This window comes from Nocardia jiangxiensis NBRC 101359 (assembly GCF_000308615.1).
In the GTDB taxonomy this organism is placed as follows: Bacteria; Actinomycetota; Actinomycetes; order Mycobacteriales; family Mycobacteriaceae; genus Nocardia; species Nocardia jiangxiensis.
This window is the reverse complement of the sequence record NZ_BAGB01000170.1, coordinates 30,697-42,859: the sequence shown is the minus strand read 5'-3', so window position 1 is coordinate 42,859 and position 12,163 is coordinate 30,697. Positions and strand designations below refer to the sequence as shown.

Here is a 12,163-nt window from a genome sequence, read left to right as displayed (position 1 = left end):
CAGGCGCCGCTGGGCAGCTGGGCACAGGTCTGGTCGGTATCACACCGCCACACTCGCCGACCGCCGCTGAGAACACGCTGAGATCGCACTGGGCCGTGGTCCGTGTCTTCACCGGACTTCTCAGCGGGGACACAGCAACGGATCATTACCGTCACGGACCGTGACGGAGACGACTGATTCCGGTGTCGGCGCAATCCGCCGGATGCTGAGCAAGGTGCCCGAGGTCACGGTGTGGTTCTGGATCATCAAGATCCTGTGCACCACCGTCGGCGAAAGCTTCGCGGACTGGATCAATATGACGCTGGGCGTCGGATTGAACCTCACCGCAGCGCTGTTCACCGTGATTCTCCTGGCGGTGCTGAGCTGGCAACTACGGCTCACTCGCTATGTGCCGTTCGTGTACTGGCTGACCGTGGTCGTGCTCAGCGTGACCGGCACGCTCTACACCGACATCCTCACCGACGGCCTCTCGGTCCCGCTCGCGTCGAGCACCAGCGTCTTCGCCGCGATCCTGGCCGTGGTGTTCGGCATCTGGTTCCTGCGCGAACGCACGCTCTCGATCCACTCCATCCGCACCACGCCGCGCGAATTGTTCTACTGGCTCGCCGTCCTGGTCACCTTCGCACTCGGCACCGCGGCGGGAGACTGGACATTGGAGCTGACCGGCTGGAGTCCCGGAATCTCGGTGCTGCTGCCCGCCGCACTGATCGCCGCCATCGCACTCGGCCGTCGACTGGGCGCGAATGCGGTGCTGTCGTTCTGGCTGGCCTACATACTCACCCGCCCGCTCGGCGCGAATCTCGGCGACTGGCTGGCCTCCCCCACCGCCGACCACGGCCTCGGCCTGGGCACCGCGGTGACCAGCGTGTTGTTCCTCGTGGCCATCCTCGCGACGGTCCTGTACCTGACCCGCACCCGCCGCGACACCATTGTCGATGAAAACTCTTCGCCCACACCGACGCCCACCATCGAACCGTCTCGAGAGCGGCTCATGCTCGGCTACTACGTGCTCGTCGCAATCGCTGCGGGCGCACTGCTGTTCTGGGCGTCCGCCCAACCGCACGCCGCCGCGAGTGGCAACGAGGAGGCCGCACCCGCTGCGGCCTCGACAGCCCCCGCACCGGCACACGCCCACTTCCCGCCCACCGAGATCGCCACGTTCCGCACCATCACCAGCGACACCCTCACCCTGATCCAGACCGGTCACCACGGTGCGGCCAAATCCCGGATCAAGGACCTGGAAACGGCCTGGGACCGTGACCAGAACACTTTGCAGCCCATGGACGGACGGTCCTGGACGATCATCGACGGCCGGATCGACGACGCGCTGCACGCGGTCCGCGCTGACACTCCGGATCAGACGACCGAAATCCGGACCCTCACCGATCTGCTCACCACACTCGGTTGATCAACTCCCGGCCCACCCGCGGGGTTCTTGCCCCCGAAATTCGGCCTACCACCGGAAATTCGGCGTACAACCGGCCGAGCCGCTGATTCGACGCGCGAGGAGGCGACGGATCAGCGGCTCGGCCGATTCTCAACCAGCGTTCTTGTACGCCTCCACCACTTCGGCCTGGATGCGGCCGCGAGTGGAGACCGAATAGCCGTTCTTGCGTGCCCAGTCCCGGATCGCGGCGGTCTGCTCCCGCTCGGCCGAGGAGCGGGAGACCTTCTGTCCCTTACTCTTCGAGACTCTTCCGGCCTTGCGCGCATGCGGCGTCCACTGGTCGAAGATGCCGCGCAGTGCCGCAGCATTGAGCACCGACAGATCGATCTCGTATTCCACGCCGTCCAGAGAGAACAGCACGGATTCCTCTGCCGGTGACTTACCGTCGTAGTCGTCCACGAGCTCGACTATGACCTTGCGGGCCATCGAAAAAATTCCCTTCCGTCGTGGTGAATCAACCAGAGCGGCAACCTTATCCCAGCGCCGATGACGCCGGACAACGGCATATGGCGGCCGTTGCCGGCAACGACCGAGCACGCATTATTCTGATCAGATGACCGATCGAGTGCCCTCCGAAAACGATGCGCTCAACGGGATCTCCGCCGGGCATCGGGCGGCGCTGGCCGCGCGCATTCGCGACAGCGATCTCGTCGCTCGGTTCAGCGGTCCGTGGACCGCGCAGACGCAGTGGCGCGGCGGTTTCCGGGTCGACGCGCGGGCGCGCACGCACACCGTCGTCTTCGACGAACCCGCCGATCTGACCGCCGAGGATTCCGCGCCGACACCGCACGAGTACCTGCTCTCCGCGGTGGGCGCCTGCGTCACCGACGGTCTCGTCCTGCACGCGACCATGGCCGGAATCCGGATCCGGCGGCTGTCGGTCACGGTGACCGGCACATTCGAGAACATCCTGCGGTGGGCGGAGCTGGCCGACGAGGGCAATCCGGGCTTCGGAACGCTGGAGATCAGCGGAGACCTCGATGCCGATGCCGATCGCGACACACTCACCGCACTGTGGAATCGCGCCATCGCCGGATCGCCCGTCGCCCAGACGGTCAGCCGACCGACATCGATCGTCTCCCGGCTGACCGTCACCCCGCAGGACTGAACGAACACCTCGCCGGCACGAGGTCCACGCTCAGTTGCTGATCGGGGTCTTCTGGAAGGCGCTGAACGGCGTCGGATCGTCCACCACGATCCGGCCGTCGGCGATATGTCCGGCGAACGCCCACAGATTCGCCTGTCGCGGCGCGGTCGGCACCGGACCGTCGACCGTGAAATCGATATCGTGCAGCACGTCGGTCTTGAAGTCGTGCAATTGTTTCGCGTGCTCGCGGAACGTCGCCGCGGTCACGGTCGGGAGTTTGCGCGCCTCCTGCGCGAAGGTCCACACCGCGAGCCAGTCGGTGGTCACCGAGCCGTCGTGCGGCGTCTTGATCCGGTGGTCGGGGTCGTACTTCGCCAATTGGGACTCGTACGCCTGCCAGGTCGGGAATCGGGTGGCGTCCTCACCCTTCTCCAGGGCGACCGAGTTCGGTATCCCGGAATCGGATACCAGTTTGATCGTCGGATCCTCCATCACGTTGTTGCTCAGCACCAGCGGCGTCCGGAAGTTCTGGTCGATCGCGGCGCGCAGCAGGGCGGTCAGTTTTTCCGGGGGAAAGATCATGCCGCCCCACACATCCGGATGCGCGGCTCTGACCTGCGCGATGATCGGCGCGAAATCGGTTGTCTCGGGCGGCACTTCGATGATCTTCACATCGTCCACCCCGGCATTGCGGTAGCCCAGCTTCGCATTCTCGATATAGGGCGTATTACCCGCGAACGCGACGTACACGGCCTTCTTCGGTGTGAAGCGCAAACCGCCCAGATAGGTCCCCTGCGCCGCGCCCGCGCAATTGAGCGCGGCGATCATCGACAGGTCGTTGTCGACGTCGGCGGAGGCACAGCCCATCGGGAACCAGTTCGCCACACCGGCTTTGCGGCCGATCGCGGCCAGGCCGTCATTGCTGTTGCCGCCGATGAAGGCCACGACCTTGTCCTGATCGACCAGCTTGCGGGCTCCGGCGACGACGTTCGCCGGTTGCCCCTTGGTGTCGTAGACGACGACCTTCAATTTCTTTCCGTTGATCCCGCCGGAATCGTTGACCGCCTTCTCGGCGACCTCGGCGGCGAGTTCGGGATCGCGGAACGCCTGCGGTGAAGAGGACAGCGGCGCAATGAATCCCACCTTGATGGTGTTGGGATCGTTGTCGTCCGAGGACGCGCAGGCGGTGATCGAACCGGCGATCGCCACGGCCGCCGCGGCGGCCGCGATCGTCCATCTACGTGTGAACATGGTCGAATATCGGCTTTCTGTGCAAGGGGATGCGCGGGCGTCGAATCGGCCCGGCACTACGGGTGCAGGTAGGTCTGTTCCACGGTTTCGGTGCGGTCGGCCAGTTCCCGCGCGGACAGGTCCAGAACCGTGCGCCCCTCGGAGAGCACGAGGGTGCGGTCGCCGATCGCCAGGGCGGTCTCCACGTGCTGCTCGACCACGACGACGGCCAATTCGCGTCGGGTGGCCTGCTCACGCACCACGCGGGCGATCAGCGCTCGCACCGCCGGGCTGAGCCCGAAGGTCAGCTCGTCCAGCAGGACCACGCGCACGTCCCGCAGCAGCGCCCGGCCCACGGCCGCGAGTTGCTGCTGCCCGCCGCTCAGGCTTCCGGCGGCGACATCACGCCGGGACGCCAATTGCGGGAACAGATCGAAGAATTCGTCGGGATCGATCCGCGCCAGCGACAGATTCTCCGCAAGGGTGAGACTGCCGAACAGCGAGCGCCCCTTCACCACGAGCGACAACTGTGTGCGGCACCGCCGGTACGGCGCGCCGGAAACCTTCGCACCGCCGATGGCGACGGTTCCCGCGGTGGGTGTGACGAATCCGGCGATGCCGAGCAGGGCGCTGGACTTTCCCGCGCCGTTGCGCCCGATCACACAGGTGACCTCACCCGCGCCGACGTGCAGGTCGAAATCCCACAGCCCCGTGCCGTTTCCGTAGTCGACGGTCAGCCCGGTGACGTCCAGACCACCGGTGCGCACTCGGGTGTCCGTCGCGGTCACAGTGCCGCTCCCACCGTGCGAAGCGACTGCGAGTCGTCGGGCTGCTCACCGAAGTAGATGGCGCGGACCTCGGCGCTGTCCAGGATCTCGGCGGTCGGTCCGTGCGCGATCACCCGGCCCTGTTCGAGGATGTAGATCACGTCGCAGACGGCGGTCACGACATCGAGATTGTGTTCGACCAGCAGGATCGCCAGGCCCTCGGTATCGCGCAGTGCCCGGATGGTCGCCACGACCGCGCGCCGGGCGTCCAGGCTCAGAGCCGCGGCGGGTTCGTCCAGCAGCAGTACTCGCGGCTGTTGCGCGGCGGCGCGGGCGAGGTTGACCCGTGCGTGCCACCCCAGCGACAACTGCTCGACCCGGGTGGCGGAGAAGTTCTCCAGGCCGTGCGCGCGCAGGATCTCCCGGGCGTGCGACCGCGCGGCACGCAGCGGTCTGCCGAAGCGAAACAGATCGCGCACCATCGACTTTCGGACCGCGATCTCCGCCGCGCCGAGGATGTTCTCCTCGACGGTGAGATCCTCCAGGAGCAGATAGTCCTGGAAGGTGCGGATCACCCCGAGCCGGGCACGGGTCGCGGCGCTGCGGCGTCCGATCTCGCGATCGTCCACCCGCACCGAACCCGAGCGGATCCGCTGATATCCGGCGATCGCGTCGACGGTCGCACTCTTGCCCGCACCGTTGGCGCCGAGCAAGCCGACCACGGTGCCGGGTTCCACGGTGAGTGAAACCTCGGAAAGAATTGTGCTCCCGGCGATTTCGACGGTCAGATCGCGAATGTCAAGCCGTGACACCGACATCTCCTTTCTCGGTGGCGGACGGCGCCGCAGCGGGCCGCGCGCCGCCGAGCAGAATCGTCAGAGCGGGCCGACGCCGTATCAATCCGTCACGCAGACGCAGGAATTGGCCGACCACGCCGTCCGGCTCGGTGGCGAGCACCCAGATCATGTTGGCGGCGAAGAACAGTGACAACCAGTCGTTGACATCCGGCGCGAAAGACAGGATGTGCGAGAGCAATCCGCCGGGCGCGAAGGCGCCGGCCAGGACCGCGCCGACCAGATATCCGGATCCGGCCAGAATGACGAAGGCGATCAGCGCCAGCGAATCCGCATAGTCGAATCCCTCCATCCGGACATCTCCCTTGGCGATGAATCCGCGCTGCACCGCCAGCAGCGCGCCGGCCACTCCCCACAGCACCGAGGAGATGACCAGTCCGATGAATTTGGCGCGGGCGGGCACGACGCCCAGCGCGGCGGGCAGCCGCTCGTCCTGTCGCACCGAGAGCACGTAGCGGCCGACCGAGGACCGCCGCAGATTCGCCACCGCGATGAGTGCGAGCAGCAGAATCAGCCATGCGACCACCGCGAATCCGCGCGGATTGCCGATATTGCCGATGTCGGCGCCGAAGATCGTGGTGTCCCCGACCGTCCAGCCCTTGCTGCCGTTGAAGAAGAAGTCCACCGAGAACACGATCGCCTGCAGAATCGAGGCCACCGCCAGCGCGCCGATGGTCACCTCGTAGATCCGCGCGTTGACGAACAGCCCGCTCAGCACGAATGCACCGGCGACCGCGGTCAGCACCGCCGCCAGGGTCGAGAGCAGCAGCGAACCGCCGCCGTCGCTCACCGCGCCGAAGACGATCATCGAGACCCCGCTGATGCCCAGCGGCAGCGCGTTGACCTGTCCGGTGTAGCCGATGGAGACCACGATGCCCAGGGCGACCAGGCCGAATATCGCCGTCAGGCTCAGTGCGTCGACCACCGTCCCGATGGTGGTGCCGATCAGGACGAGCACCACCGCCGTCCCCGCGACCAGCCAGGTCCATCGGATCCGCCCGCTGCCGACGTGGAAGACCGCCTGCACCTCGCGGGTGCCGCGTCGCATATCGGTGCGGGCGACCAGCAGCAACACCACGAGTGCGACGACATCCGGTACGGCACGGGCGATCTGGGCGTCGAGCAGTCCGGTGCACAACCCCTCGAGCACACCGGTGCCCAGGCCGACGCTCAGTGCGATCGGGAAACTGGTGAACCGGGCGGCCAGTGCCGCGCCGAGGGCCGGAACCAGCAGCGTGGTCGACGCGGTCGGCGACAGCTGCGTGATCGGCAGCAGCAGGATGGCGCTCACCGCCGCCAGCGCCCCGGCCAGGCCCCAGGCCAGCGAGCCCCACAACCGCGGATTGATGCCGATGGACTGCGCGCCCAGATCGGTATCGCGCAGCGCAGTCGTGATGTGCCCGAACGCGGTTCGAGTGAACAGCAGGTGCAGGGCGACCGTCGCGACGATCGCGACCCCGGCCAGCAGCGCACCGATCGACTGCACCCGCACACCGGCCACCTCGAAACCGCCCGCGGCGACGAACGGCGTCACGGTCTGCTGATGGTTGGTCCACACGATCCGCACCACGGCCTCGAGCACCAGCATCAGGCCGATGGTGATCAGAATCTTCGTCACCGCGGGTGCGTGCGCCAGTCGACGGCCGACCAGCGCGAAGAAACCCACGCCGATCGCCGCGCTGACGACCACGCCGATCACTATGGCCAGTCCGACCGGAATCCCCAACTGGCTGAACGACTTCCAGAACAGATACGCCCCGAACATGCCGAGCGCGCCCTGCGCGAAATCGATCACCCCGGTGCCACGATAGGCGGCGACCAGGCCCAAGGCGACCAGCGCATAGGCTCCCCCGGTGGACAGGCCGAGCGAGGCATAGGTGAGCAGATCCATCACCGATTCCTCAGATCGATTCCGCTGAGCCAGGTGCGGTACGGCGACGTGCCGTTCAGGTCGTGGTCGCCGATGCTGACCAGGCGATGCGGTGTCGGATTGTGACTGGCCAGCGTGCGTGCGTTGCGCCAGTGCCGATCCCAGCCCTCGGTCGCGTCCAGGGCGGAGGCCCCGCCGACGTCGAATGCGCGTCCGGCGGCGGCCAGGACGATGTCGATCACGCTGACCTGCGCGCGATACACATCGATCTCGACCGTGTCGAAATCGGCCTCGGTCGCCGAACCCGCCCGCACGGCGAGATCGAGATCGCCTATCTGCGAACCGATCCGGCGCGCGAGCGTCTCGGCGACGAAACGCGCCGAGCCGATCTCCCCGATCACCGTCTGGATGACCGGGTCCACCCGCGGCAGCACGGCCGCGCCCTGGCTGAAGTATCGCTTGCGGTCCCGGACGTAGGCCAGGACGTCGGTGTGCAGCCGGCGCGCGATACCCGCCAGCGCCACGATGTGCCAGAACTGGGCCAGCGAGGTGCCGTAGCTGCCGGGCGTGAGATCCTCCGGCAGTTGCGGAGTTTCGGTGATGTCGACCTCGGTGAACCGCGTCGTGCCGCTGGCGGTGAGCCGCTGACCGAACCCGTTCCAGTCGTCGACGATCTCCAGTCCGGGTGTCCCGGCGGCGACGATGACATGGGTGACGCCGTGGTCGCCCTCCCCCGCGGTGATCACCCAGTCCGCGTACAGCGAGCCGGTGGTGTAGTACTTCTCCCCGTTGACGATTCGCCGTTCTCCGGCGTGCGTGACGGTCGTGGAGAAGTGCGAGGCGTTCGCCGTGGACCGCTCGGTGTAGGCGCCGCCGAGCAGATCACCGGCCCCGATGCGCCGCAGCCACCGGGTGCGCAACTCCGAATCCGGTGCGTGCAGCAGCGATTCGGTGTATAGGAAGTGCGCACGCAGGATCTGCGGGAAGTTCGAATCGGCCGCGGCGAGCTCGAGCAGCAGTTCGGTCAACTCCGCCATGCTGATGCCGGAGCCGCCGTACTCGGGCGGTACTCGCAGCGCGCCGAATCCGGCGCGGCCCAATTCGCGCACGAGGCCGTGCGGCACCTCGCGCCGCGCGTCACGTTCCACGGCGGTGTCGGCGATGCGCTGGAACAGATCCGCGAATCGGGCGCTCAGCTCGGCGAGACCGGAAGTGGCAGTGGTGGTTTCGACGGTCATCGCTGCCTCAGCTCGCGCTCGCGACCGAGCGGCCGACCTGGTGGACGCGATGGGCTGCATCGATCCGATCGCCGTTGCCGAAGATCTTGTGGCGCAACGTCCCCGGCGTGTACTCGCGCTGGGCAAGCCCGCGATCCTGTAGCACCGGCACCACATGGTCCACCCATTCGCCCCACCAGCCCAGCGTGGTGATCGGCACGACGTTGAATCCGTCGACACCCGCGGCCACCCATTCGGCGACGTGATCGGCGATCTGCTCGGGCGTACCGGCGAACTTGCCCGGCAGAAGTCCGTTGTCCAGCAGGTAATCCCGCCACGACACGGTGCCCGGATCGTCCTGGGATTCCGCGGCCGCGCGGAAGATCGAGCGCACGTGATCACCCAGCCGGACCCGCTCGGCCAGTTCGGCCAGCGGTGTGTCCGGATCCACCGAGGACAGATCGATGCCGCTGCCGCCGCTCCAGAATGCCTGCAACGCATCGAAATCCACGTTCTCGCGGAAGTATTGCTGTTTACGACGCGCTTCCTCCTCGGTCGAGCCGATGACGGTCGAGAGCGCGACGATCTTCTTCAACGCCGAGGAGGCTCGGCCCACCGAGCGCAGCGCCTCGTCCAGGACGGCGATATCGGCGCGGGCGGTGCGCGGCGTCAGCGAGGGCAGGAAGGTCACCTCACCGTTGCGCACCGCGAATTCCCTTCCGGCCGTGGAATTTCCGGCCTGGAACAGCACCGGCGTGCGCTGCGGTGAGGGTTCCACCAGATGCGGTCCCTGCACCTTGTAGCGCGCACCCTCGTGATCGATGGTGTGGATCCGGGCCGGATCGAAGAACTGCCCGGTCGCCGGATCGTGCAGGACCGCGCCGTCCTCCCAGGAGTGCTCCCACAGCTTGTAGGTGACGTCCACGTACTCCTGCGCCCACGCGTATCGCTCGTCGTGCCCGACGATGGCGTCGTAGCCGTAGTTGCGGAATCCGTTGCTCAGATACGAGGTGACGATGTTCCACGCGACGCGGCCGTGCGTGTAGTGGTCCAGCGAGGACAGCCGGCGCGCGAAGGAGAACGGATGATCCTGAATGATGTTGCTGGTCACCGCGATTCCGAGATGTTCGGTGACGTGCCCGAGCGCGGAGACGATGGTCACCGGATCGTTCTCCGGGAACTGCGATCCGGCGCGGATCGTGGTCTTGCCGTCGCCGAAGTCCAGATCGTAGACGCCGACCACATCGGCGATGAACAACGTATCGATCCGGCCGCGTTCCAGGGTGCGCACCACGTCGATGTACGGGTCCAGATCCTTGTACCCGTACTGCACCTGCCCCTCCGGAGTGCGCCAGAAACCGTGGCTGTGGTGGTTGGGGGTCAGGTGCAGGAACGCGTTGTAGATCGGCGGCCGGGACATTCGGGAACCTTTCTCACCAAGCACTGCCGAACGCAGCACCAACTCCGGCCGACGCTGTCGGCCTCACATTATGAAGGTGATACTTACATGTATGCCCGATTTGCCGCGTCGGTATTAATCATCACTTGTTTAAGTGCGGCAGGCGAAGACGCCGGGTGCTAGCCTCGCTGCCCCGGCGTACGAAAATCCGGCCTCAGAACCAGAACAGAACCGCGTCGTGGCTGCCGAGATTCGATACCGACACGCCCACCGCCCGCGTGATGTCGACGATGTCCCCGGCGCGCACCAGGGTTCGCTGCGGAGCGCGCTCCACGCAGATCTGACCCGAGCCGACCAGGATCGTGATCCGGCCGCTCGGCCCCACCGGCGGAGTGAGCGTTCCGCCGCCGCCCAGTATCTGGGTGTGCATCGCCTCCCGCGCCACCGCATCCTGGCCCGAACCGACACGGGCGGAAGCGGACTCACTCGCGATGCCGGGACGGTTCACCGCGATGAACCAGCCGGCGGTGTCCCCGCGCAACAGGTCGTCGATCGTGACGCCGAGCTGTTCGGAAACCTCGATCACCGTCTCCAGCGACAGTCCCAGCCGACCGCGCTCCATTTGTGAGATCGCGCTCGCGCTCACCCCCACGCGACGGCCGAGTTCGGCTTGGCTCCAGCCTCTTTCGATCCGCGCCACCCGCAGGCCGCGGCCGAGATTCGCCGCACCCAGCGCCGAACGCCGCGCCCCGGCGGGCGCGTCCGAATCCAGCGGAACCCGCAGATGGCCCGTCGTGCGACCGTCCGCGCGGCAGACGGTCACCTCCCGCTCGTTGACGCTCAACACGCACTGGGCGGGCCAATTCCAGGACACGGCGTCGACACAGACGCGGGGCACGAGCCAGTGGCAGACCGAGGCCGAGGCGAACACCGCACACGCGCATTCGCGCATTCGCGCGGCCCAGGACGTCCCGGTCAATTCGTCGCCGACGTCGGTCAGATCGACGATCGCGGTCAGGCCCGGTTCCGCGGCGACGTCCTCGCGCAGCCGATCGAGCGTGCGGGCGTCGTAGTGCCGCGACGGACTCGCCGCGGCACCGATCCGGTCGCGGATGTCCGAGGCCATCTCCCGATCCAGGCCCCACAGCGCGTTCTCGCCGCGGATCAGCGGGCCCAGTGCACGATCGAGCCCGGACACCCCGAAACCGAAACCCGGCTCCGGGGTCGGCCCCGAGCCCAGGCGCATCGTTCGTCCCATTCCCCAGCCCACTCCGTGATCAGGACCGGGCCCTGGATGCGCCCGCGTCCACCATGTCTCGAACGTAGCGGATGCTCGCACGGAGGCCGACGTCGCCGGTGCGCCGCACACATCGGACCGGAGCGGTGCGCGCAATGACGCGGATCAGCTCACCGTGACTCGAACAGATCCGGCAGGCCATCCGAGACCTGGTCCGGGAACTCCGGAACACGTTTGGCCAGAAAGGATTCCACGCCTTCGCGAGCGTCCCCCGACGCACCGCGCAGGTAGATGGCGAGGGATTCGGCGCGGTGCGCGATCTCCGGGCTGTCCGCACCGAGCATGCGCCAGATCAGTTGCCGGGTCAGCGCCACCGAGACCGGCGCGGTGCCGGTGACCATCTCCCGGGCCAGCTCGAGGGCCCGTTCGAGCACCCGGTCGGCGGGCACGACCTCGCGCACCAGCCCGCGTTCGAGTGCCTCGGCCGCGGGCACCATCCGGCCGCTCAGGGTCCATTCCAATGCCGTGGACACGCCCACCACGCGCGGCAGGAACCAGGTGGAGCACGCCTCGGGCACGATCCCGCGACGCGTGAAGACGAAGCCGAATTTCGCTGTGTCCGAAGCGATTCTGATATCCGCGGGAAGGGTCATGGTCACCCCGACACCGGCCGCGGCGCCATTGATCGCGACGATCACCGGCTTGTTCGACCGATAGATCCGCAGCGATACCCGGCCGCCGGTGTCCGCGGGCGCGCCGCCGGTGTCCGGGTCGTCGTCGAGTACGAACGTCTCCCCGCCCGCACCGAGATCGGCTCCGGCGCAGAATGCCCGGCCGGTGCCGGTGAGCACCACCGCACGCACCGAGTCGTCCGCATCGGTCTCGTCGAATACCGCGATCAGACGTTCGCACATCGCGGCGGTGAAGGCGTTGAGCCGATCGGGGCGATGCAGCCGCACGATCGCGATCGGCCCCTCCCGCTCCAGCAGTACCTGGTCGTCGGCATTCACGTCGGTGTCCGAGCTCATCGCACCCTCTCGAATCGGTCTGCCGCA

The 12,163-nt window shown here is 67.3% G+C and carries 11 protein-coding genes; 2 read left to right on the top strand and 9 right to left on the bottom strand.

All coding sequences use genetic code 11. The features are described 5' to 3' along the window. The first annotated feature begins 160 nt into the window (after positions 1 to 160). Positions 161 to 1,408, top strand: coding sequence for a COG4705 family protein (locus ON40_RS43155; protein ID WP_040831552.1), 1,248 nt, complete (start codon positions 161 to 163; stop codon positions 1,406 to 1,408). A gap of 129 nt (positions 1,409 to 1,537) precedes the next feature. Here ON40_RS43155 and ON40_RS43150 read toward each other — a convergent pair whose 3' ends face one another. Then, a complete protein-coding gene (locus tag ON40_RS43150) occupies positions 1,538 to 1,873 on the bottom strand; it encodes a histone-like nucleoid-structuring protein Lsr2 (RefSeq protein ID WP_040831551.1) in 336 nt (111 codons plus the stop codon). Between the two features lie 127 nt (positions 1,874 to 2,000). Here ON40_RS43150 and ON40_RS43145 point away from each other — a divergent pair, with 127 nt between their 5' ends. Continuing rightward, positions 2,001 to 2,555, top strand: coding sequence for an OsmC family protein (locus tag ON40_RS43145; RefSeq protein WP_040831550.1), 555 nt, complete (start codon positions 2,001 to 2,003; stop codon positions 2,553 to 2,555). 30 nt (positions 2,556 to 2,585) lie between these two features. Here the strand turns inward: ON40_RS43145 and ON40_RS43140 are convergent, their stop codons facing one another. From ON40_RS43140 to ON40_RS43105, 8 genes are all read right to left on the bottom strand, one after another. Beyond that, positions 2,586 to 3,785: an ABC transporter substrate-binding protein gene (locus ON40_RS43140; RefSeq protein WP_040831549.1), complete on the bottom strand. Its 1,200-nt coding sequence runs from the start codon at positions 3,783 to 3,785 to the stop codon at positions 2,586 to 2,588. Between the two features lie 56 nt (positions 3,786 to 3,841). After that, complete coding sequence (locus ON40_RS43135; RefSeq protein ID WP_051194482.1) at positions 3,842 to 4,552, bottom strand: ABC transporter ATP-binding protein; 711 nt, start codon at positions 4,550 to 4,552, stop codon at positions 3,842 to 3,844. Then, on the bottom strand, positions 4,549 to 5,349 hold the full coding sequence (locus ON40_RS43130; RefSeq protein ID WP_373282077.1) for an ABC transporter ATP-binding protein: 801 nt from the start codon (positions 5,347 to 5,349) through the stop codon (positions 4,549 to 4,551). The genes ON40_RS43135 and ON40_RS43130 overlap by 4 nt, the downstream gene beginning before the upstream one ends. Continuing rightward, complete coding sequence (locus tag ON40_RS43125) at positions 5,330 to 7,276, bottom strand: branched-chain amino acid ABC transporter permease (protein ID WP_083896383.1); 1,947 nt, start codon at positions 7,274 to 7,276, stop codon at positions 5,330 to 5,332. The genes ON40_RS43130 and ON40_RS43125 overlap by 20 nt, the downstream gene beginning before the upstream one ends. Continuing rightward, positions 7,276 to 8,493, bottom strand: coding sequence for an acyl-CoA dehydrogenase family protein (locus ON40_RS43120; RefSeq protein ID WP_040831548.1), 1,218 nt, complete (start codon positions 8,491 to 8,493; stop codon positions 7,276 to 7,278). The genes ON40_RS43125 and ON40_RS43120 overlap by 1 nt, the downstream gene beginning before the upstream one ends. Before the next feature lie 7 nt (positions 8,494 to 8,500). Continuing rightward, entirely contained in the window at positions 8,501 to 9,892 is a 1,392-nt protein-coding gene (locus tag ON40_RS43115; RefSeq protein ID WP_040831547.1) for an NtaA/DmoA family FMN-dependent monooxygenase, read from the bottom strand. A 193-nt stretch (positions 9,893 to 10,085) separates the two neighbouring features. After that, positions 10,086 to 11,129: a helix-turn-helix domain-containing protein gene (locus tag ON40_RS43110; RefSeq protein ID WP_083896382.1), complete on the bottom strand. Its 1,044-nt coding sequence runs from the start codon at positions 11,127 to 11,129 to the stop codon at positions 10,086 to 10,088. Positions 11,130 to 11,278: 149 nt separating this feature from the next. Beyond that, the gene (locus tag ON40_RS43105; RefSeq protein ID WP_040831545.1) at positions 11,279 to 12,136 is read right to left on the bottom strand and encodes a crotonase/enoyl-CoA hydratase family protein; all 858 of its coding nucleotides are present in this window, start codon (positions 12,134 to 12,136) and stop codon (positions 11,279 to 11,281) included. Between the last annotated feature and the right edge of the window lie 27 nt (positions 12,137 to 12,163).